The 20,182-nt window shown below is 65.3% G+C and carries 22 protein-coding genes; 12 read left to right on the forward strand and 10 right to left on the reverse strand.

Annotation, left to right across the window (positions count from 1 at the left end):
* Nucleotides 1–71 precede the first annotated feature (71 nt).
* Together CK489_RS40020 and CK489_RS40025 are read left to right on the forward strand one after the other, a co-directional pair.
* The gene (locus tag CK489_RS40020; protein WP_095736155.1) at nucleotides 72–881 is read left to right on the forward strand and encodes an MlaD family protein; all 810 of its coding nucleotides are present in this window, start codon (nucleotides 72–74) and stop codon (nucleotides 879–881) included.
* A 107-nt stretch (nucleotides 882–988) separates the two neighbouring features.
* On the forward strand, nucleotides 989–2,143 hold the full coding sequence (locus CK489_RS40025) for an alpha-hydroxy acid oxidase (RefSeq protein ID WP_095736156.1): 1,155 nt from the start codon (nucleotides 989–991) through the stop codon (nucleotides 2,141–2,143).
* Between the two features lie 100 nt (nucleotides 2,144–2,243).
* Here CK489_RS40025 and CK489_RS40035 read toward each other — a convergent pair whose 3' ends face one another.
* A complete protein-coding gene (locus CK489_RS40035; protein ID WP_050630430.1) occupies nucleotides 2,244–2,648 on the reverse strand; it encodes a hypothetical protein in 405 nt (134 codons plus the stop codon).
* A gap of 75 nt (nucleotides 2,649–2,723) precedes the next feature.
* On the opposite strand from CK489_RS40035, the gene CK489_RS40040 reads away from it, so the two are divergent.
* On the forward strand, nucleotides 2,724–3,344 hold the full coding sequence (locus CK489_RS40040; protein WP_095736157.1) for a TetR/AcrR family transcriptional regulator: 621 nt from the start codon (nucleotides 2,724–2,726) through the stop codon (nucleotides 3,342–3,344).
* 169 nt (nucleotides 3,345–3,513) lie between these two features.
* Here the strand turns inward: CK489_RS40040 and CK489_RS40045 are convergent, their stop codons facing one another.
* Nucleotides 3,514–3,915, reverse strand: coding sequence for a DUF1330 domain-containing protein (locus CK489_RS40045; protein WP_095736158.1), 402 nt, complete (start codon nucleotides 3,913–3,915; stop codon nucleotides 3,514–3,516).
* Between the two features lie 147 nt (nucleotides 3,916–4,062).
* On the opposite strand from CK489_RS40045, the gene CK489_RS40050 reads away from it, so the two are divergent.
* A complete protein-coding gene (locus CK489_RS40050) occupies nucleotides 4,063–4,908 on the forward strand; it encodes a hypothetical protein (protein ID WP_050630429.1) in 846 nt (281 codons plus the stop codon).
* 198 nt (nucleotides 4,909–5,106) lie between these two features.
* Entirely contained in the window at nucleotides 5,107–6,048 is a 942-nt protein-coding gene (locus tag CK489_RS40055; RefSeq protein WP_095736159.1) for a DMT family transporter, read from the forward strand.
* Here the strand turns inward: CK489_RS40055 and CK489_RS40060 are convergent.
* Nucleotides 6,045–7,040 carry a LysR family transcriptional regulator gene (locus CK489_RS40060; RefSeq protein ID WP_245350760.1) on the reverse strand — a complete coding sequence of 332 codons (996 nt, stop codon included), beginning with the start codon at nucleotides 7,038–7,040 and terminating at the stop codon, nucleotides 6,045–6,047. The genes CK489_RS40055 and CK489_RS40060 overlap by 4 nt on opposite strands.
* A 130-nt stretch (nucleotides 7,041–7,170) precedes the next feature.
* Here CK489_RS40060 and CK489_RS40065 point away from each other — a divergent pair, with 130 nt between their 5' ends.
* Nucleotides 7,171–7,554, forward strand: coding sequence for a nuclear transport factor 2 family protein (locus CK489_RS40065; RefSeq protein WP_095736160.1), 384 nt, complete (start codon nucleotides 7,171–7,173; stop codon nucleotides 7,552–7,554).
* A gap of 89 nt (nucleotides 7,555–7,643) precedes the next feature.
* Here CK489_RS40065 and CK489_RS40070 read toward each other — a convergent pair whose 3' ends face one another.
* Nucleotides 7,644–9,329, reverse strand: coding sequence for a methyl-accepting chemotaxis protein (locus CK489_RS40070; protein WP_095736161.1), 1,686 nt, complete (start codon nucleotides 9,327–9,329; stop codon nucleotides 7,644–7,646).
* A 279-nt stretch (nucleotides 9,330–9,608) separates the two neighbouring features.
* On the opposite strand from CK489_RS40070, the gene CK489_RS40075 reads away from it, so the two are divergent.
* From CK489_RS40075 to CK489_RS40090, 4 genes are all read left to right on the forward strand, one after another.
* Entirely contained in the window at nucleotides 9,609–10,652 is a 1,044-nt protein-coding gene (locus tag CK489_RS40075) for a C-terminal binding protein (protein WP_095736162.1), read from the forward strand.
* A gap of 158 nt (nucleotides 10,653–10,810) precedes the next feature.
* A complete protein-coding gene (locus tag CK489_RS40080; protein ID WP_050630411.1) occupies nucleotides 10,811–12,157 on the forward strand; it encodes an ABC transporter substrate-binding protein in 1,347 nt (448 codons plus the stop codon).
* Between the two features lie 132 nt (nucleotides 12,158–12,289).
* Nucleotides 12,290–13,246, forward strand: coding sequence for a carbohydrate ABC transporter permease (locus CK489_RS40085; protein WP_095736163.1), 957 nt, complete (start codon nucleotides 12,290–12,292; stop codon nucleotides 13,244–13,246).
* 43 nt (nucleotides 13,247–13,289) lie between these two features.
* The gene (locus CK489_RS40090; protein ID WP_371818069.1) at nucleotides 13,290–14,132 is read left to right on the forward strand and encodes a carbohydrate ABC transporter permease; all 843 of its coding nucleotides are present in this window, start codon (nucleotides 13,290–13,292) and stop codon (nucleotides 14,130–14,132) included.
* A 165-nt stretch (nucleotides 14,133–14,297) separates the two neighbouring features.
* On the opposite strand, the gene tolA is transcribed toward CK489_RS40090, so the two are convergent.
* Genes tolA through hmuQ form a run of 5 tightly spaced genes read right to left on the reverse strand, consistent with a single transcriptional unit; the run spans nucleotide 14,298 to nucleotide 17,238 of the window.
* On the reverse strand, nucleotides 14,298–15,119 hold the full coding sequence (gene tolA, locus CK489_RS40095) for a cell envelope integrity protein TolA (RefSeq protein ID WP_095736164.1): 822 nt from the start codon (nucleotides 15,117–15,119) through the stop codon (nucleotides 14,298–14,300).
* A gap of 4 nt (nucleotides 15,120–15,123) precedes the next feature.
* Entirely contained in the window at nucleotides 15,124–15,570 is a 447-nt protein-coding gene (exbD, locus tag CK489_RS40100; RefSeq protein ID WP_050630408.1) for a TonB system transport protein ExbD, read from the reverse strand.
* A gap of 3 nt (nucleotides 15,571–15,573) precedes the next feature.
* On the reverse strand, nucleotides 15,574–16,359 hold the full coding sequence (gene exbB / locus CK489_RS40105; protein WP_245350762.1) for a tonB-system energizer ExbB: 786 nt from the start codon (nucleotides 16,357–16,359) through the stop codon (nucleotides 15,574–15,576).
* A 25-nt stretch (nucleotides 16,360–16,384) separates the two neighbouring features.
* Nucleotides 16,385–16,894, reverse strand: coding sequence for a heme utilization cystosolic carrier protein HutX (gene hutX, locus CK489_RS40110; RefSeq protein ID WP_095736166.1), 510 nt, complete (start codon nucleotides 16,892–16,894; stop codon nucleotides 16,385–16,387).
* Between the two features lie 11 nt (nucleotides 16,895–16,905).
* Nucleotides 16,906–17,238, reverse strand: coding sequence for a heme-degrading protein HmuQ (gene hmuQ / locus CK489_RS40115; protein ID WP_095736167.1), 333 nt, complete (start codon nucleotides 17,236–17,238; stop codon nucleotides 16,906–16,908).
* Between hmuQ and CK489_RS42740 the strand changes: the two genes are divergently transcribed.
* Nucleotides 17,231–17,359 carry a hypothetical protein gene (locus CK489_RS42740; protein WP_283807339.1) on the forward strand — a complete coding sequence of 43 codons (129 nt, stop codon included), beginning with the start codon at nucleotides 17,231–17,233 and terminating at the stop codon, nucleotides 17,357–17,359. The two genes, hmuQ and CK489_RS42740, sit on opposite strands and share 8 nt — an antisense overlap.
* A 13-nt stretch (nucleotides 17,360–17,372) precedes the next feature.
* Here CK489_RS42740 and CK489_RS40120 read toward each other — a convergent pair whose 3' ends face one another.
* On the reverse strand, nucleotides 17,373–19,721 hold the full coding sequence (locus CK489_RS40120) for a TonB-dependent hemoglobin/transferrin/lactoferrin family receptor (protein ID WP_095736168.1): 2,349 nt from the start codon (nucleotides 19,719–19,721) through the stop codon (nucleotides 17,373–17,375).
* A 41-nt stretch (nucleotides 19,722–19,762) separates the two neighbouring features.
* Here CK489_RS40120 and CK489_RS42545 point away from each other — a divergent pair, with 41 nt between their 5' ends.
* Nucleotides 19,763–20,176: a hemin uptake protein HemP gene (locus CK489_RS42545; RefSeq protein WP_245350763.1), complete on the forward strand. Its 414-nt coding sequence runs from the start codon at nucleotides 19,763–19,765 to the stop codon at nucleotides 20,174–20,176.
* Nucleotides 20,177–20,182: the final 6 nt, after the last annotated feature.

Raw genomic sequence — 20,182 nt, forward strand, 5'->3', positions numbered from 1 at the left:
CCGAGCCGCGGTGACTATCGGCGGCAAATCCGCTATCTGTTGAGACTGCTTCGCAGACAGGTCCCAAACGCATGGCGCGCGCCAGCAATCTCGTGATCGGCACCCTGACGCTGGCCCTCGTCGCCGGCTCGCTCGGCGGCTGGCTGGGCTATCAGCGCTATGCCGGTATCAAGCGGATGGTCCCGTTCCGCGTCGTGTTCGAGGGCTCGGCGTCGGGCCTGCGCCGCGGCGCCAGTGTCAATTTCGCAGGCGTGCGGATCGGCGAGGTGGTCTCGATTCGGCTCGACCGGCATCGCGTGGTGGCGATGACGCGGATCGAGGGCAACGCTCCGATCAAGAAGGACACCCAGGCCGGCCTCGAATTCCAGGGCCTGACCGGAATCGCCTCGATCTCCTTCACCGGCGGCACCGACGATGCGCCGCCACCCCCGCTCGGCGCCGACGGCATTCCCGAGCTGACCGCCGACGCCGAAGGCACGATGGGAATCCAGGAGAAGCTGCGCGTCGCGCTGCGCAATGTCGACCGCGTCATCACCGAGAACGAGGCCGATATCAAGGACTCGCTGCTCGGACTCGAGAACTTCACCAACTCGCTGTCGGGCAATGGCGAGCTGATCGCCGGCTTCATCGACGCCGCCGACGACGGCATCAGCACGGTCGACGCCAAGCTGGCCTCGGCCGACAAGTTCCTGAAGAGCTTCGGCAGCGACAAATACGGCGGCGAGCTGCTGCCGACCGTGATCTCGCTGCGCGAGCTGATCCAGAGTTTCGACAAGAAATCCGGCACCATGATCGCCGAGACGCGCAAGACGCTCAGCGACGTCAGCCAGTCCGTCAACGCGTTCAACGAGAAAATTGCCGGGCGCGGCGGCAGGCGCTAACTTCAAGCTCCATCCAAGAACCAAGAACAACGGAAACGCCCAACGTGCACGACCGGACCGCAGCGCCCTCCCCGCCTCCCGCAACCGTCAACCGCGCAGCGAGCGCCGTGCCCCGGCATTTGCGGCGCTATCTCACGCTCGACGATTTCGAGCCGCGGGCGCGGCAGCTGCTGCCGAAATTCCTCTACGGCTACATCTCCGGCGGCGCCGAGACCGACGCGGCACGCACCGACAATCGCCGGGCATTCGACGAATACGGCTTCGTGCCGCGGGTGCTGAAGGACGTCTCCGGCCGCGACCAGAGCACGACGCTGTTCGGCAAGACCCACGCCTCGCCGTTCGGGATTCCGCCGATGGGCTCGTCCGCGCTGTGCGCCTATCGCGGCGACATCGTGCTGGCGCGCGCCGCGGCCGCCGCCAACGTCCCGATGATCCTCTCGGCCTCCTCGCTGATTACGCTGGAGGACGTCCGCGCCGCCAATCAGCAGGCCTGGTACCAAGCCTATCTCGCTGGCCTCCCCGAGCGGATCGAGCCGCTGGTCGATCGCGTCGCGGCGGCCGGCTACGACACTTTCGTCGTCACCGCCGACGTGCCGGTGCCGCCCAACCGCGAGAACAACATCCGCAACGGCTTCCAGGTGCCGCTCGAGATCACGCCGCGGGTATTCTGGGACACCATCACCCATCCGGACTGGCTGCTGAACACTTGGGCGCGCACCGTGTTCAATCACGGCATGCCGCATTTCGAGAACATGGACGCCAAGCAGGGGCCGCCGGTGCTGTCCAAGAATCTGATGCGCAACATCGGCAGCCGCGACCAGCTGGCCTGGAAACATGTCGAGCTGATCCGCAAGCGCTGGAGCGGCAAGCTCGTGGTCAAGGGGCTGATCGCGCCGGAAGACGCGCGGCTGGCGCGCGAGCATGGCTGCGACGGCGTGATGGTTTCCAACCATGGCGGCCGCCAGCTCGACTACACCGTCTCCGCGCTGCGCACGCTGCCGGAGATCGCCGCGCAGAAGGGCAACATGACGGTGATGATGGACGGCGGCATCCGCCGCGGCACCGACGTGATCAAGGCGCTGGCGCTCGGCGCCGACTTCGTCTGGATCGGCCGTCCGTTCCTTTATGGTGCCGTGGTCGCGGGCGAGGCCGGCGTGTCGCGCGCGATCTCGCTGCTGCACGCCGAAATCGACCGCGACCTTGCGCTGCTCGGCATCCGCAGCTTGAAGGAAATCACGCCGGACCTGGTGCGGAAGTTCTAGGGCGTTTTCGAGCGAAGTAGATACCGGTTCGCGTGAGGAAAGCGCGTCGAAATAAGAGTATGGAGCCCCGTTCCGATTCTATCGGAACGAGGTTCCAGGCTCAGGCGTAGCGCGCCGCGCCCATGCAGAGCGCGGTGATCGCGAGCAGGCCGGCCGCGATGCGCTGCGCGACGGCGAGCCGCGAGCGTGCGGCCGAGGTATCGGCCGCACCATTGCGCAGCCGCCTGACAGCGCCGCCGCCGACGATGATCTGCACGGCGATCGCGGCCAGTGCGGCAATCGCGCCACCCGCCAGGATCTGCTCCGACAGCGCGAACGAGCCCTCATGGACCAGGCGCCAAAGCGTGGCGCCGGTCACGATCGCGACCGTCGCCGCACCGATTTGCGGGCCCAGCAGCCTTTCGCCGCCGAGCCCACCGGTGCGCGCCAAAGTGAAGCTGGAGCCGGCCCAAAACACCGATGACAGGACGTGGAGGGACAAGGCTATGATGAGGACGGTCTGCATGACGTTGCTCCAAATGGGCATTGGAAATTAGATATACATAATGTATAGTCAATCTGACGAAAGCAAGGCAAACCGATGCCGCCGCGCAGCTATGTGAGCCCGGCGCGCAGCGCCGCCGCCGCCGAGACCCGCGAGCGCGTGATCGAGGCCGCCTCGCGCACGCTGCGCGAAGGCGAGAGCATTGCGCGCTTCTCGCTCGATACGGTGGCGAAGGCAGCCGGCGTGACGCGGCTGACGGTGTACAACCAGTTCGGCTCGCGGCGCGGACTGCTCGAGGCCGTGTTCGACGAGATCGCGCGCCACGGCGGCCTGCATCAGCTCGCCGATGCCATGACGACGGCCGATCCGCGCGCCGGCCTCGACCGCATGGTCGAGATCTTCTGCGGCTTCTGGAGCCGCGATTCCGCCGTCGGCCGGCTGCACGACGCGATGGCGACCGACCCCGAATTCGCCGAGGCGGTGCGCGAGCGCAACGAGCGCCGCCGCCGCGGCGTTACCGGATTGGTCGACCGCATCGCGGCCAGGCAGGCATCGCCGCAGGCCCGCAAGGATGCGGTCGACCTGATCTTCGCGCTGACGAGCTATCCGACCTTCGCCTCGCTGAGCGCCGCCGGGCGGTCAAGAGATGAGGTCTGCCGAGTAGTGCAGGCCGCCTGCCACGCGGCGCTTGCAAATCTATCAGACCCGTCATCCTGAGGTGCGAGCGCTTGCGAGCCTCGAAGGATGAATCGGCCTCAGTCGGGCCGTCGCCCCTTCGTGGGCTGCTGAAGAAGCGGCCGCCTCCAGCGACAAAGGCGAAGCCTTTGCGCAGGGGTGACGGTGATACACCTGAATATGTGCCACGAAGGCCACGCTCTAGACCGCCTTACCCCGCCTTGAACTTGCTGTAGGCCTCGCGCGTCGCGATGATGACGTGCTCCTCGCAGCCGTTGCGACGATGCGGGTCGCAGCGGGTCTCGTAGTCGGCCGAGGTCATCATGTCGATGAAAGCAGCAACGCTCGGGTAGTAGACCAGCGCGACATAGTCCCAGCGCTGGCCGGCCGGCTCGCCCAGCGCGACCGCCTCGGCGCTGCCGGTCCACAGCAGGGTGCCGCCGCGCGCCTTGATCATGGGAACGGTGAGCGCGCTGTAGCGCAGATAGGCATCCCAGCCCGAGCCGTCGCCGTCCAGCGACCGCTGGCGAAACCGCATCAGATTGACCATCACCACCGGAGCCTCTTGATCCAGCTCGCTCAGGCCTTTGACGTTCAGGAGATCGACACCCATCCACCAGCTCCTGCCCAGCTCCGCAATATTACGGGTCGCATCGGTTCAGCCACTTCGGTCCGGCCGCAACGATTATGTCACATCGAGGGACTACCCTGAAATGCTGGCAAGCCGTAAGCTCACCACCCGATGTCGGAGGTCAATGCCGTGATGACCCTTCCCGAACTTGCGGCCGACGCGCTCGGCAAATTCCTCGGCGAGTACATGCAACGCCGATTCGGCTCCTCGCAGACCCAGCTGGTCGAGATGGTGCCCTCGATCGCCCGGATCGCGATCGAATGCATCGGCAACAGCGACGCGCTCTACCACAATGTCGAGCACACCATGCTGGTGACGCTCGCCGGTCACGACATCCTGCGCGGCCGCGCGCTGCACTCGCACATGAGCGCCGAGGATTATGCTCACGTCATCATCGCCTGCCTGACCCATGATATCGGCTATGTGCGCGGGCTGTTCGATGCCGACGACCAGAGCGGCTATCTGGTTGCTGCCGACGGCCGCAAGGTGATCCTGCCGCGCGGCTCGTCGGATGCGGCGTTGATGTCCTATCACGTCGACCGTTCGAAGATCTTCGTGATGGAGCGGCTCAAGGGCGTCGCGCTGCTCGACAAGGAGCGCATTGCGCGCGCCATCGAGGGCACGCGCTTTCCGCAGAGCGCGCCGGACGGGAATGAAGAGTTCGGAGAGGAGGCCACCCTGCTGCGGGCCGCCGATCTGATCGGCCAGCTCGGCGATCCGCATTACATCCGCAAGGCCAACGCGCTGTACATCGAATTCGAGGAGGCCGGATTGAACCGCCAGCTCGGCTACGATTCGCCGGCCGATCTCGTCGACCTCTATCCCCGCTTCTACTGGGACAGCGTCGCGCCGCACGTGCAGAAGGCGATCCGCCACCTCAACATCACCTCCAGCGGGCGGCAATGGATCGCCAATCTCTACAGCAACGTGTTTCGCGCCGAGCGCGACATCTCGCTGTCGGGGCCGCAGAAATAGGTTGAAGGTCGCGCCGCACCAGGTCGTCATACCCTGCGAGGGCGGGGTATCCAGTACGCCGCGGCCTATCGATTGATCACCGATGCCTCCGGAATACTGGGTCACCCGTCTTCGCGAGTGATGACGCGGTGCGCATGGCTCCAATCCACTCTTTCGTCTTGTGGCGGCGGCGGATTCGGGCACAACATCCACCAGATAATGACCGCTTTGCCCGCACCTGCCACAACCCCGCGCCGCTCCCCGCTGCACTGGCTCAACAACCAGCCCTATCTGCTGCTCAGCCTGACGTCGCTGTTCTGGGCCGCCAACATCGTGCTGGCGCGGCATGTCGGCAGCCACGTGCCGCCGGTCACCCTGACCACGATCCGCTGGTTCGGCGTGTTCCTGATCCTGTTGCCGTTCGCTTGGCCGCATCTGAAGCAGGACTGGCCGAAACTGCGCAAGGCGCTGCCGCTGATGCTGCTGTTGTCCGCGGTCGGCTTCGCGTTCAACAACGCGATCTCCTACTGGGCGATGCAATACACCGAGGCGCTGAATGCGCTGCTGATTCAGTCGGCGGGGCCGCTGTTCGTGGCGCTGTGGTCGCTGGTCCTGTTCGGCGTGCGGCTGACGCCGGCGCAGCTTGCCGGCATCGCGATCTCGCTGGCCGGCGTGCTCACCATCATCCTGCGCGGCGATTTCTCGGCGCTCGCCAGCATCAGCTTCAACCGGGGCGACATCATGTTCGGCGCCTCGCTGGTGTCGTTCGGGCTCTATTCGGCGCTGATCCCGCGGCGGCCGAAAATCCATCAGCTCTCGCTGATCTCGTTCACCACCTGCTGTGGTGCGCTGATGCTGCTTCCGGTGGCGGTCTGGGAATTCGCCAATGGCGTGACGCTGAAGCTCGACGTCCTGACCTTTGCCACGCTGGGCTACACGCTGATCTTCCCATCCACGCTGGCCTATCTGTTCTTCAACCGCGGCGTCGCGCTGATCGGCCCGAACCGCGCGGCGCCGTTCTTCCATCTGGTGCCGGTGTTCGGCTCGGCGATGGCGATCCTGCTGCTCGGCGAGACGCTGGCGCCGTTCCATTTGATCGGCTACGCGCTGGTGCTCGCCGGCGTCATCATCGCCTCGCGGCAGGGATCGGCGAAGACCTAGCGGCGCGCGGCCGTCGCTGCGATTGCTCGATGCCCTTTCAGCCTCCTGGCGGGAGCGTCAACCGGCAACGCTGTGCCTGGCTTCCTGCTCAGGCTGCCCGTAATGAAATCGATAAAGCTCCTCACTTTCGCCGGCACGTGGCTGCGCGAGGGATAGTAGACATAGAGCGGGAAACGCTCGTCGGGCCAGTCCGGAAACAGCTCGATCAACGCGCCGCTCTTCAGGTGATCGTCGAGTCCGATATCGATAACCTGCGCAATCCCGAAGCCGGCAAGGCAAGCGCCGAGCTTGGTTCCGGAATCAGTGACGGTGAGCCGCCCGTTGACCGCGACCGGCACGACCTCGCCGTCGCGCCGGAACTCCCAGTCGAAGGGACGCCCCGTCGCCGCGTCGATTGCGTGGATGCACTGATGGTCGCGGCCCGCCAGCTCGCGTGGATCGAGCGGCCGGCCGTGTCGTTCGAGATAGATCGGCGAGGCCACGGTGAGCACGCGCGCATCGAGCACGCGGCGCGCAATCAGCGCCGACGGCGCCGGCTCGCCGAAACGCACCGCCAGGTCGAAACCGTCGCTGACCAGATCCGCAATCCGGTCGCGGGTCTCGATACGCAGCTCCATGCCTGGATTCTGCAGCAGGAACTCGCTCAGCTTCGGTGACAGCACCATGCGGGAGAACAGCGGATCGACATTGACCCGCAGTTTGCCGCGGACCGCATCGCGCGACTTCGAGGTCTCCGCCGCCGCCTCGCCGATCCCGGCCAGATGTGCGGCAACCCGCTCGACCAGCGCGCGTCCTTCCTCGGTGAGCTCGACGGCGCGACTCGTGCGGTGAACCAGCCGCGTGTCGAGGCGCGCCTCGAGCTTGGCGATCGCCTTGCTGACCCCGGATTGCGTCATGCCGAGCCGTTCGGCGGCGCGGCCAAAACTGCGCGCATCCGCCAGCGCCGCGAGGACCACCAGGCCGCCAACCAGCCGACCGTCAACTTCGTCCATGCCGATGCCTCTCAGTCATCCAAGAGATGACCGTCCAGTCGTAGCACTCCACCACCATATCGGCCACTGTCGACGCCGATCACCGGTCTGATGCGGCCACCGCCACATCCTCGCCTAGGGAGAATTTGCAATGAGCGACATCGAGGCCATCGCATCCGCGATCGATGGATATTTCGACCTGATGTACGAGGTCGACGACAGCCGGTTCCGCGACGTCTTCGCCGATGCCTCCATCGTGCACGGCATCCGGGACGGCAAGCACACGGTGCGGTCGGCCGCGGAATTCCGCGACTTCATCCAGAGCCGCCCTTCGCCGGCGTCGATGCAATCGCCGCGCGAGGACGCCATCATCAGCATCGACCAGACCGCGCCCGATCTGGCCATCGCCAAGGTCCGCATCAGGAACGGTCAGACCGGCTTCATCGACCATCTCGTATTCCATCGGATCGACGGCAGGTGGCTCATCACGACCAAGGCGTTTCACGTCGCACAGGTCTTCCCGGCGGGGTCGTAGCGTTCCGCCGGCGCGCTCCGGGCCGCAAAACGCGAATGCCCGGGTCAACGGCCCGGGCATCGTGATGATGTCGATTGATCGCGCCGGCCTTACGCCGCACGGACCTTCTGCAGGAACTCGTCGACCGCATTGCGCAGCATGCCGGACTGGGTGTCGAGCTCGCGTGCATTCGACAGCACGTCGCCTGCGGCGGTGCCGGTGGCGGCGGCCGCGGTGGTGACGCCGCCGATATGGGCGGAGATCTCGCTCGAGCCGGCCGCGACCTGCTGGATGTTGCGCGCGATTTCGCGCGTCGCATCGCCCTGCTGGTCGATCGCAGTCGAGATCGACGCCGTGATCTCGCTCATCTGCGCGATGGTCGCGGTGATGCCGCCGATCGAGGTCACCGCCTCGCCGGTGGAGGCCTGCATCGCGGCGACCTGCGCCGAGATCTCCTCGGTCGCCTTCGCGGTCTGGTTGGCCAGCGCCTTCACCTCGGAGGCGACCACCGCGAAACCGCGGCCGGATTCGCCGGCGCGCGCCGCCTCGATGGTGGCGTTGAGTGCGAGCAGATTGGTCTGGGCCGCGATCGAATGGATCAGCTTGACCACCTCGCCGATCTTCTCGGCGCCGGTAGAGAGCGCCTGCACGGTCGCGTTGGTGCGCTCGGCATCGGCGACCGCCTGGCTAGCGACCTCGCTGGAGCGCGCCACCTGGCGGGAGATTTCCGCAACCGAGCTGGAGAGCTCCTCGGCCGCCGCAGCGACGGTGCCGACATTATTGGAGGCGCTGTCGGAGGCCGCACCGACGGTCGCCGCCCGCGCGCTGGCGTCGCTGGCGGTCGCGGTCATCGACTGCGCCGTGGTCTGCATGCCGGCGGCGGCGGAGGCCACCGTGCGGACGATGCCGTTCACGCTGCGCTCGAAATCGCTCGCGATATTCTCCATCGCATTGCGGCGCTCGGAGGCAGCGCGCGCCTGGGTCTCGGCCTCGGCCTGCTCGAGACCCCGGATGCGGGTCGCATTGTCCTTGAAGATCTGCACGGTCGCCGCCATGCCGCCAACCTCGTCGCCGCGGCCGACGCCGGGAATGTCGCCGTCGAGCTTGCCGTCGGCAATGTCGCGCATGCGGCTGCCAAGCAAATTGAGCGGGCGAGAGATGCTGCGGCCGATCAGCCAGGCGACCGAACTCGAGATGATGCCAATGCCGATGATCGCGAGCCCGAGCAACCAGGCAATGGGGCGCAGCTTGGCGTCGATATCATCGAGATAGGCGCCGGTTCCGAGATACATGTCGAAGCCGGGGACCGCGACGGCGTAGCCGAGCTTCCGGATCGGCGTTTCCTGCCCCGGCTTCACATAGTCATAGAACAGCAGGATATCGCCATTGGCCTTCACGCCATTCATCAGCTCCCATGACAGCTTGCGGCCATTGGTCACGACCTCCATGCGGTTGGTTCCGACCTGCTTCGGATCGGGCGCCAGCACCGTGATGCCGTTGTAGTCGGTGCCGAACAGATAGCCGGCGCCGTTATCGTAGGTCATCGCGTTGCCGCGCTTGCCCAGCTCGGCGATTGCCGCCTCCTTGGTCATCTTTCCGGCGTCGACGTCCTTCTTCAGGCTCACCGCCATGTTCTTCGCCATCTCGACCATCGCCTTGGCCTGGTCGATGCGAGCATTTGTCATCTCACGCTGCATCAAATGACCGGCGAGAATGCCGGCCGTGCACAGACCAAGGAGGGTCACCCCCACCAGAATGCCGAGCTTGGGGGTGATCTTCAGATTTGACAGCTTCACGGGGATCTCCAGACGAGGCGGGGAACGCGACGCGATTGGCGGATTGATTCCGCTCACCGTAATGTGAGACCCTTTACCTGATGGTTACGGTGGTTCCCCGTAGTAGCCCGGAGAATCGGGCCACGGACCAACCGGCAATTGTGGAGAGGACCACCCAGCTCGCGTACAAGTAGGGGAAAGCGGCGAAGCGAGCCGCGCTCGGAGAAGCAAGAAGACCAAGAAGCAAACCCAGCAAGAAGCAACAATCAAGAACAGAAGACCTCACATCGGGAGCAGACAATGTCGAAATTCAGGGTGGTGACGCCGAAGGGCGCAAGCTTCACGGTCGCCGGCGGCGGCTATGATTATGAGCGCGAGGCGCTCGACCCGGTCGGCGCCGAGATCGTCGAGGCGCCGGCCAACGAGGCCGAATTCATCGCCGCGGCAAGGACCGCGGACGCAATCTACGCCAAGGGCATGCCGATCACCAAGGCTGTGATCGACGCGCTCGAGAACTGCAAGGTGATCACGCTCGGCAGCGTCGGCGTCGACTCCGTCGACGTGAAGGCCGCGACCGCGCGCGGCATCCCGGTCACCAACATCCCCGACACCTTCATCGAGGAGGTTGCCGACCACGCCATGATGCTGCTGCTCGCGGGCTTCCGCCGCCTGATCGAGCAGGACAAGATGGTGCGTACCGGCCGCTGGGCCGAGGGCCGCCCGGCCCTCTTGAAGATTCCGCGGCTGATGGGCCAGACCCTCGGCTTCATCTCGTTCGGCCGCGTCGCCCGCGCGGTGGCGAAGCGCGCGGCGCCGTTCGGCCTTCGGATGATGGCCTACGATCCGTTCATCCAGGAAACGCTGATGTGCGACCACGGCGTGATCCCCTCGACGCTGTCGGAGGTGTTGTCGCAGTCGGACTTCGTCTCGATGCACGCCCCGGCGCGTCCCGAAGTACACCACATGCTGACCGAGAAGCATTTTCGCCAGATGAAAAAATCGGCGATCTTCATCAACACCGGCCGCGGCGCCACCGTCGACGAGGAATCGCTGATCAAGGCGTTGCAGGAGGGCTGGATCGCCCACGCCGCGCTCGACGTGCTGGAGAAGGAGCCGCCGTCGCACAACAATCCGATGCTCGGGATGGACAATGTTACCTTGACCGCCCACGTCGCCTCGGCATCGGCACGTTTTGACGAGGCGCGCAAGCGTCGGGTGGGCTACGAATTGTCACTAGTGCTGCAAGGCATGTGGCCGGTAAGCTGCGTCAACCCGTCGGTGCTGCAAAACACCGCGCTGCGCCGCTGGCAGCCCGTCAGCATGGATCGCGGTCCGAACAGCTGAGACGGGACTACGCTTGCCGCGCGCGCGGTCGCCCGGTGCGGGCGCTTCGCGCGGCGGCGTGCCGAGACCACAAGACCCTTCACCGGCGGCCAACGCCGGGAAGAACAAGAACAACGAAACAACAACAACGAAACAATAAGAACGGGAGTGCGAACGACATGAAGTACGAGATCACGCGTCGCGATGCGCTGGCGCTGGGGGCGTCCGCGGCGGCACTGGCCGTCACCGGCGCTGCGGCGCAGGATGCTTCGAAGGTCAAGGCTGCCGACGTGGCCGCGCCGTCGCTGCCGATCGAGAAGGGTGCGACCTTGCGCATGCTGCGGCCGGTGCGCTTCGTGCAGGCCGACGAGGACGTGTTCCGCGCCAATGCCAAGCGCTTCACCGACAAGACCGGCGTCGAGGTCAAGGTCGACTTCGTCGGCTGGGAAGACATCAATCAGCAGACCGCAGTGACCTCGAACTCCGGCGCGGGCCCGGACATCATCATCGGCTTTGGCGACGCGCCGCACATCTATATCGACAAGCTGATCGAACTGACCGACGTCGCCGATTATCTCGACAAGCGCTACGGCGGATGGCTCGCGCTGGCAAAACGCTACGGCATGCGCTCGAAGTCGAAGAGCTGGATCGGCCTGCCGTTCGGCGCCTCGGGCGGCCCGCTGGTTTACCGCAAGTCGCTGGTCAACGCGGCGGGCTTCGACAAGGTACCGGAAGACCACGCCGGCATCCTCGAACTCTGCAAGAAACTGAAGGCGGCCGGCAAGCCCGCAGGCTTTGCGCTCGGCAACGCGGTCGGCGACGGCAACGGCTTCGCCAACTGGCTGCTGTGGTCGCACAACGCCGCGCTGCTGGATGAGGAAGGCAACATCATCATCAACAGCAAGGAGACGATCGCCGCGCTGAAATACCTGAAGGAGCTCTATCCGACCTTCATCGCCGGCACGCCGTCCTGGAACGACGTCTCCAACAACCGCGCCTACTCGTCGCAGGAAATCGGCCTGACCGCCAACGGCGTCTCGCTGTACTTCTCGCTGAAGAACGATCCCGCCACCAAGGCGGTGGCCGACGACACCGAACATCAGTTCCTGCCCAAGGGACTGGCGTCGACCTCGCCGATGTCGGGCCTCACGCTGAACGCGATGGCCTTCAAGCACAGCCCCTATCCCAACGCGGCGAAGGCATTCCTGCAGTTCATGCTCGAGAAGGAGCAGTACGAGCCGTGGCTCAATGCCAACTCCGGCTACTGGTCGCAGCCGCTCGCGGCCTATGCCGATGCCGCGGTGTGGTCGGGCGATCCCAAGGTCGCGATCTTCAAGGACACCATGAAGAGCCCGTATTACAATGGCTACAGGGGGCCGATCTCGACCGCGACCGGCGCCGTCAACGCCGACTATGTACTGGTGCAGATGTGCGCTTCCGTCGCAACCGATGCGGCAACGCCCGAGGCTGCCGCCGCGGAAGCCGAGCAGCGCGCCAAGCGGTACTTCCGGCGGCAGGGCCGGTAACGGCGGCCATTGAACTGCGAAACCTGGTTCAACCGTCATTGCGAGCGAAGCGAAGCAATCCATAGCGCCACAAAGGAGAAATGGATTGCTTCGTCGCTTCGCTCCTCGCAATGACGACAAGACGAGCATTCAATGTCCGTAACCACCTTCCCTTCACGCGGCGCGGCACTTCGCCAGCCCGGCTGGCTCGCGCGCCTGTTCGACTACAAGCCGTTCCTGATCGTGATGTGCCTGGCGCCAGCGATCGGCCTGCTGCTGGTGTTCCTCACCTATCCGCTGGGCCTCGGCATCTGGCTCGCCTTCACCGACACCACGATCGGCCAGCGCGGCATCTATATCGGGCTCGAGAACTTCCAGTACCTGCTCAAGGATCCCTTGTGGTGGAACGCGGTGTTCTACTCGATCTTCTACACCGCGGTCGCGACCTTCGGAAAGTTCGCGCTCGGCTTCTGGCTGGCGCTCCTGCTCAACAACCATTTCCCGTTCAAGAGCCTGATCCGCGCCATCGTGCTGCTGCCGTGGATCGTGCCGACAGTGCTGTCCGCGCTCGCATTCTGGTGGATCTACGATCCGCAGTTCTCGATCATCTCCTATCTCCTGGTCGACGTGCTGCACCTGCGCGACAGCAATGTCGACTTCCTCGGCTCGCCCTGGCCGGCGCGGTTCTCGCTGATCGCGGCCAATATCTGGCGCGGCATCCCGTTCGTCGCGATCTCGCTGCTGGCCGGGCTGCAAACCATCTCGCCCTCGCTCTATGAGGCGGCGATGCTCGACGGCGCCACCTCCTGGCAGCGCTTCCGCTACATCACCTTCCCGATGATGATGCCGATCCTGGCGATCGTGATGACGTTCTCGATCATCTTCACCTTCACCGACTTCCAGCTCGTCTACGCCATCACCCGCGGCGGCCCGGTCAACTCGACCCATCTGCTCGCGACCTTGGCGTTCCAGCGCGGCATCGCCGGCGGCGAGCTCGGTGAGGGCGCCGCGATCGCGGTGTCGATGATCCCGTTCCTGGTGTTCGCAACGTTGTTCAGCTACTTCGGCCTCGCCCGCCGCAAATGGCAGCAGGGAGAAGCCAATGACTGACGTTGCAGCGCAATCCAACGTCGCCAGCGCCACACCCGACACCATGGCGTGGGACAGCCGCGCCCGGCGCGTGGTGATGATCTATCTGCCGCTCGCCTGCTTCATCCTGATCCTGCTGTTCCCGTTCTACTGGATGGCGATCACCTCGTTCAAACCGAACGCGGAGCTGCTGAACTACAAAGAGCACAATCCGTTCTGGATCACCTCGCCGACGCTTGCGCATGTCAAGCATCTCTTGTTCGACACGTCATATCCGCGCTGGCTGAAGACGACCATGCTGGTCGCGATCGGCTCGACCTTCCTGTCGCTGTTCGCCTCGACGCTCGCCGCCTACGCGATCGAGCGGCTGCGATTCCGTGGCAGCCCTTATGTCGGGCTCGGCATCTACCTCGCCTATCTGGTGCCGCCGTCGATCCTGTTCATTCCGCTGGCCACCGTGATCGTGCAGTTCGGCCTGTTCGATTCACCTCTGGCGCTGATCCTGGTCTATCCGACCTTCCTGGTGCCGTTCTGCACCTGGCTCCTGATCGGCTACTTCAAGTCGATCCCCTATGAGCTCGAGGAATGCGCGCTGGTCGACGGCGCGACGCGGCTGCAGATCCTGTGGCGGATCACGCTGCCGCTCGCGGTGCCCGGCCTGATCTCGGCCGGCATCTTCTCCTTCACGCTGTCCTGGAACGAGTTCATCTACGCGCTCGCCTTCATCCAGAGCGGCGCCAACAAGACGGTGCCGGTCGCAATCCTGACCGAGCTGGTCACCGGCGACGTCTACCAATGGGGCGCGCTGATGGCGGGCTCCCTGCTCGGCTCGCTGCCGGTCGCGCTGTTCTACTCGCTGTTCGTCGACTACTACGTGTCGTCGCTGACCGGCGCGGTGAAGGAGTAGCGCGGATATCTTGCCGGAAGCAGACTCAATCTATCCCCGTCACCCTGAGGAGCGCGAAGCGCGTCTCGAAGGGTCGACGGCCTCCAGCGGTGGCCGTGCGTCCTTCGAGGCTCGCTCCGCTCGCACCTCAGGATGACGGGGATAGGCTGCTGAACCTGCCCTCTCTTACCGCGGCACGAACGCGACGGGCACGGAAAAGCCCATCGAGCCCTGCGTGACCTCCGAGGGAAACGCCGGAAACGGCTGCGCCTGGCGCACCATCGCCAGCGCCCGCGCGTCGAAGGTCGGATTGCCGGAGGAGCCGCCGAGATGGCTCGACAGCACCTGCCCGCCGCGGCCGAGCGTAAACACCAGGCGGACCACGCCGCGCTGGCCGTTGCCCCCGGCCGGATAGGAATGGAAGCGCAGCAGATGCGCGCGGACGCGTGCATTGTAGGCCGCGATCGCCGATGCTGCGGCACCTGCGCTGATCGCGGACGCCGCTGGCGCCTGGCGTTCGGCGCGGCTCGGCGCACTGGTGCGTGGCGCCGGCGTCGCCTCGGACGGCTTCTTCGCGTCCCGGCGCACCACCTTCGGCTTGACAGGCTCCGCCTTGTGCTCAGGCATGACCTTGGTGGGCTCGGGTTTCGACGGCGTGACCTGCGGCCTCTGCTCCGGCGGCGCGGCGACCGCAGCCTCCTCCAGCAACGGCGTCGGCGCGATTTCCTCGTGCACGGCCTGCGCGGCGGCAGGTTCGGGCGGCGCGGCATCGGCCTCCTGCATCGCCGGGCCCGGCGGCAGCTCGGTCTGCGAAATCTCCGGCGCTGACGTGATCGGCGTCAGGTAGACCAGCACCGCCGGCACCGCGACACCCGGCGGGGGCGCCGAGACCCAGCTCATGCCGAGCGCGATCATCGCAGCGTGCGCCGCCAGGATCGCGGCCGCCGACAGGCCCCAGCGCTTTAGCCAGATGTCACCGCGGGACTCATGCAGCACATAGGCATTCATCGAACTAGCTGCGTCCGTCGAGGCCGACCAGCGCGACCTTGAGGTACCCGGCGTTGCGCAGCAGGTTCATCACCTCCATCAGATCGCCATAGCTGACCGCCTTGTCGGCGCGCAGGAAGATGCGTTCGTCCTTCCTGCCCTGCGTGGCGCCGTCGAGTGCCGACGTCAGGGTCTCGCGCGCGATGACGGCCTCGCCGACCGCAACCGACAGATCCGGCTTCACGGTGACGAACACCGGCTTGTCGGGCCGCGGTTGCGGCTCGGCAGTCGAGGCCGGCAGATCGACGCCGAGGTCGACGGTGGCGAGCGGCGCCGCCACCATGAAGATGATCAGCAGCACCAGCATCACGTCGATGAACGGCGTGACGTTGATCTCATGCGCCTCGACCAGGTCGTCGTCGCCGCGACGCCGGCTACCGAACGCACCGCCAGTGCCAAGCTTGACGCCCATCTCTCACTCCGCGGCGCGCGCCAGCCGGAACAGGCTGCGGTCGCCCTCGCGGCTCACCAGCAGCATCACCATGACGGAGGCGTCGCCGAGCAGCGCGCGGTAGCCCACGATCGAGCGGGTCAGGTGATTGTAGATCACGACCGCGGGAATCGCCGCAACCAGGCCGAGCGCCGTCGCAAGCAGCGCCTCCGCAATGCCCGGTGCGACCACTGCGAGATTGGTGGTGTGGGCCTCGGAGATGCCGATGAAGGCATTCATGATGCCCCACACCGTGCCGAACAGGCCGACGAACGGCGCGGTCGCGCCGATGGTGGCGAGCACTCCGGTGCCGCGTGCGATCTGCCGCGACATCGCCGCTTCGACCCGCTCCAGCCGCAACGCGATGCGCTCCTTGAAGCCGTCATCGAACATGCCGCACGAGAGCGTGGCCTCGCGCGACGCCGATTGGATGATCTGCGCTACGGCATCGCAGCCGTCACGGCTCGCCTGCTCGACCTCGGCAAGCAGCGTGTCGCGCTCGAGCTGACCGATCCGCTGCCGCGCCAGCACGGTCTTGCGGCGGATCTCGACGGTCTTGGCGAGCCAGATCGTCCAGGTCGCCAGCGAGGCGAAGGCCAAACCGATCATGACAGCCTTCACGACGATATCGGCGCTCTCGAACATGCCCCAGGGCGAGAGGTTGCGCGGCAGCAGCGCCGCGTCGGTCGCGGCAAAGCACGTTCCCGGCGACAGGCCGAACGCGGCCACTGCCACCGTCCAGATGCTCCGCCCAAGCCACCGATACGCCATGGTCGCCTCCCGTCCTGCGTTCGCGTCAGCCCGCTTTCGGCGCGAGACGGTCCGCCAGCGCATGGAAGCGCGCCAGCTGGTCGTCGCGCAGCGCGCGCGTCTCGTCGCGGCCGACGAACACCTTGAACATGATGCCGCCATCGCGGTTGATGAAAGCGATGAAGGCCGACACCTTGCCCATGAACGGACGCTCGACGAACGCGATCGCCGCGCAGCGCTCATGCCTGAGGTGGCCGTGCAGGCCCTTCGGTTGCATCAAGTTGAAATAGCCGCGGCCGACCTCGCCCTTCGGAATGGCGCCGGTGAATTCGAAGATCGCATCATCGGTGTGCACGATCAGCGTCACCTCGCCCCACTCCGCGATGTCCTGCATCGCAGCGACGAATTCGCCGGCACCGATCCGCACCATGCTCTCGGGCAACGCCTCGAGCACCGCGCGCGGCGGCACCTTGCGCTCGCGCGCGACATCCTCGATGACCGCGCCGGGATTGTCGGCCATATAGGCCCGCAATCCGGCAAGCTCTGAATCCAGCACGACCGCCTCCGTTACGCCGGGCTCTTGGCGCGCTCGGTGATCAACACCTCAAAGCCTTCGAATTTGGGATGGCCGAGATTGAGGCTGCCACCGGTCTCGTTGCCGGCGCGGGAATGGGCGCGGCGGAACGCGTCGGATTTGGTCCAGTCCTCGAACGCAGCCTTGCTGGCCCACACGGTGTGGGTTGCATAGAGCGTGTGGTCCTCGGCCTTGGGGCCCTTCACTAGGTGAAACTCGATGAACCCCGGCAGATCGCCGAGATAGGATTCGCGGGTCTTCCAGACCGTCTCGAATGCTTGTTCCTTGCCCTTGATCACCTGAAACCGGTTCATTGCGATGAACATGAAAGCCTTCTCCTGCTTGTCGGCGGATGCCTTGATCCTGCCGGTTGATCTCGTTGATATCATGAATGCGCCAAAGCCGCGCTGGGGCACCAGCGCGGCCGGAGCAACCTGGATGGAATGATCGGCTCGTCGCGTTACGCTCCACCAAGGTGAATCTTCAGCCCGGCCTTGTAGACGGTGCCCGGACCGGGGCTCGAGAACAGCACGTCGTTCTGCGTCGTGCCGTCGGTCGAGGAGCCCGGGATCGCGTAGGGCCGGTAATACTGGTTCAAGAGGTTGTCGACCGACGCCGTAAAGGTGACGTCCTTGGTGGCGTTCCAGGTCAGGTAGAGATTGACCAGCTCGTAGCCGGTCGAGGGCAGATAGCCCGCCGGCAGATCGTTGTTGGCGCCGAACGAGGACCATTGCGCGGCAATGATCAGCGAGCGGTCGAGCAGCCGCACGCCGCCCGTCGTCGTCACCTTGCGCGGCGTGATGGTGGCGAGCCCGACATTGGTCGCCGTGTTGCGGCCGCGCATCAGATGGCCGGCGACGCCCACGAACCAGTCGCCCGCATCATACATCGTCTCGAGCTCGAAGCCCTCGATGCGGGCATGGGCGATGTTCTGGTACTGGTAGAACTGGCTGAAGCGACCGAACGGCGTCGTGGTCGGCGTCGACGCGACGAGGTCGATATAACCGTCGACCTCGTTCTGGAACACGTTGATCTTGCCGCGGAACGAGTCGCTCGCGGTGAAGATGCCGTCATACCTGAGATTGACGCCGGCTTCCTTGTTCTTGCCGACCTCGGGCCGCAGCGCGGCGTTCGGCAGGAAGCAGAACAGGCCGCTGGTGCTGTCGGGACAGTTGAACAGCGCCGGCCCGCCGCCGGTGGCGTGTCCGCCCGCGATCAGGGTCTCGGTGATCGACGGCGCACGGTAGCCTTCGGCATAACTGACATAGGGCGTGAAGCCTGCGATCGGCGTAACGCCGACCGTGATCTTCGGCGACAGCCGGTCGCCGCTGGTTGTGGTATTGATCGAGGTCAGCTCGTAATGGTCGTAGCGGACGGCGCTGACCAGTTCGAGCCAGGTCGAATAGTTCTGCTTCAACTGCACAAAGCCGCCGGACACCGTGCGCTGGCCGCCCGGCGTCGTGATGTTGGAATTGCCGCGGGAATCGAAGGTCTCGACATCGTCGCGGAAGGCGTCGAAACCGTAGGTCACGGCGTTGCGCCAGTCGCCGAAATCGAAGCGCGAGGTGTTGTTGACGTCGAGGCCGACGGTGTCGAGCGAATAGCCGCGCTTGTCGCCGACGCAGCCGGAGATGTTGTTGCCGGGATTGGCCAGCGAACAGACGCCGCCGCCTGACGTGATGCGGTTGTTGTAGGTCTTGACCTGGTCGTTGTCGGTGCGATTGCCGTAGACCGAGATGTTCCAGTCGAACAGCATGTCGTCGGGCTTGGAGTACTTCCAGCTCAGCGTGCCCGTGTAGTTCCTGGCATCGGAGGCGTAGACCGAGGAGCCCGCGATCGCCGCAAGCGGCGCCGCCGTCGTGGTCGGGCCGCGGTTCTGCTGGCCGATATTGTACTGGTAGTCCTGGAAGATGCCGCCGATCTTGAATTCATGACCTTCGGCCGGGCGGATCGTCACCTTCATCAGGCCGGCCGCGATATCGTTGCCGGTATTGCCGATCTCGGTGCCGGAGCCGTCCTTGTAATTGCTCTGGGTGCGATAGACCGCGCCGCCGAACACATCGACATTCAGATCGGCGCGCACGCCGCCGAACACCGAGCCCATGCCGCGGTCCTTGTTGGAGCCGTAGGAGCCCGACATGTCGACGCCCCAGCGCTCGCCGGGCCGCACCACGTCGTCGATGTCCTTGCTGCGGAACGAAACCACGCCACCGATCGTGCCGGAGCCGTAGATGTTCGCGGTCGGGCCGCGCACCACGTCGACCCCCCCGATCAATTCTGGATCGAGGAAGAACGAGCCGTTGGCATTGTGGCCGGTGCGCTGATAGTTCTGCCGCGCGCCGTCGACCACGACGGCGACACGGCCGAAATCCTGCAAGCCGCGGATGTTGATGACGGTCGCCGGGTCGTCGCCGCGTTCCTGGAACGAAACGCCCGGGACGTTATAGAAAATGTCCGACACCCCGTTCGGCTGCAGCCCCTGGATCTTCTCCAGCGTGACCGAGCTGACCGGCGCCAGCGCGTCGATGGCGCGCTCGTCGGTCTTCGATGCCACGGCTGTGATGGTGTCGAGCGACTGCACCGGCACCGCGCCGATCTGCGCGCGAGCATTCATCAGAGGCTGCGCGGCCGCCTGCTGTTCGGCCGAAGGCTTCGGCTTGCGTTTGGCCTGCTTCGGCCGCTCAGTCGCAGGACGCGGAGCCGAAGCGTCGGCAGTTTGCGCCACACCGCTCTCCGGCAAAGCTGCCGTCAATGAAAACACTGACGCACCCAATATCAAGGCGCGCGAAACCCTAGCCCCGTCAGCCATTCTAGCCCCAGCCCAATCATTACTTTTCTGGTTTGGCTGGCGTGCGCTCCACCGAGCGGCTTGCTGGCTATGTCGCGATCCAAGCCACCCGCTTGCATCGTGATGATTGGTTACGAGCCGGCAACAAATCGGTCAAGAATGCGGCGCCGCTGTTTATATCGATTGTAAAATGCAGCCGTTGGAATGCGCCCTCGCCCGCTTGTACAAGCAAGCACTGTTTGAAAATTCGAAGGCGCAGCACCACGAGAATGTCGGCAACTTCCGGAGACAAGTTCGGCGCGGCCGAAAAGCAGGTCGTATCAGTGTCCGACGCCGCGAAAACGCTCGTCATGCGCGGAAATCGCCTCGACAGCCGCGAGCTGTTCTCGGCTGAGCGCGAGATCATCATCGTGCATGGCGAAGAGCATTACCGCTTGCGGCTGACCTCGCAGAACAAGTTGATCCTTACCAAGTGACCGCCC

The organism is Bradyrhizobium sp. UFLA03-84 (assembly GCF_002289535.1).
In the GTDB taxonomy this organism is placed as follows: domain Bacteria; phylum Pseudomonadota; class Alphaproteobacteria; order Rhizobiales; family Xanthobacteraceae; genus Bradyrhizobium; species Bradyrhizobium viridifuturi.

Bases quoted from the DNA above. Each gene is read 5' to 3' on its own strand.
- CK489_RS40120 (WP_095736168.1), bottom strand. From the start codon at position 19,721: ATGGCTGACGGGGCTAGGGTTTCGCGCGCCTTGATATTGGGTGCGTCA.
- CK489_RS40055 (WP_095736159.1), top strand. From the start codon at position 5,107: ATGACCGCTTTGCCCGCACCTGCCACAACCCCGCGCCGCTCCCCGCTG.
- CK489_RS40075 (WP_095736162.1), top strand. From the start codon at position 9,609: ATGTCGAAATTCAGGGTGGTGACGCCGAAGGGCGCAAGCTTCACGGTC.
- CK489_RS40045 (WP_095736158.1), bottom strand. From the start codon at position 3,915: ATGGGTGTCGATCTCCTGAACGTCAAAGGCCTGAGCGAGCTGGATCAA.
- CK489_RS42740 (WP_283807339.1), top strand. From the start codon at position 17,231: ATGAACATGAAAGCCTTCTCCTGCTTGTCGGCGGATGCCTTGATCCTG.
- CK489_RS40090 (WP_371818069.1), top strand. From the start codon at position 13,290: ATGGCGTGGGACAGCCGCGCCCGGCGCGTGGTGATGATCTATCTGCCG.
- CK489_RS40065 (WP_095736160.1), top strand. From the start codon at position 7,171: ATGAGCGACATCGAGGCCATCGCATCCGCGATCGATGGATATTTCGAC.
- CK489_RS40040 (WP_095736157.1), top strand. From the start codon at position 2,724: ATGCCGCCGCGCAGCTATGTGAGCCCGGCGCGCAGCGCCGCCGCCGCC.
- CK489_RS40060 (WP_245350760.1), bottom strand. From the start codon at position 7,040: ATGGACGAAGTTGACGGTCGGCTGGTTGGCGGCCTGGTGGTCCTCGCG.
- CK489_RS40035 (WP_050630430.1), bottom strand. From the start codon at position 2,648: ATGCAGACCGTCCTCATCATAGCCTTGTCCCTCCACGTCCTGTCATCG.
- CK489_RS40080 (WP_050630411.1), top strand. From the start codon at position 10,811: ATGAAGTACGAGATCACGCGTCGCGATGCGCTGGCGCTGGGGGCGTCC.
- CK489_RS40020 (WP_095736155.1), top strand. From the start codon at position 72: ATGGCGCGCGCCAGCAATCTCGTGATCGGCACCCTGACGCTGGCCCTC.
- exbB (WP_245350762.1), bottom strand. From the start codon at position 16,359: ATGGCGTATCGGTGGCTTGGGCGGAGCATCTGGACGGTGGCAGTGGCC.
- exbD (WP_050630408.1), bottom strand. From the start codon at position 15,570: ATGGGCGTCAAGCTTGGCACTGGCGGTGCGTTCGGTAGCCGGCGTCGC.
- CK489_RS40085 (WP_095736163.1), top strand. From the start codon at position 12,290: ATGTCCGTAACCACCTTCCCTTCACGCGGCGCGGCACTTCGCCAGCCC.
- tolA (WP_095736164.1), bottom strand. From the start codon at position 15,119: ATGAATGCCTATGTGCTGCATGAGTCCCGCGGTGACATCTGGCTAAAG.
- hmuQ (WP_095736167.1), bottom strand. From the start codon at position 17,238: ATGTTCATCGCAATGAACCGGTTTCAGGTGATCAAGGGCAAGGAACAA.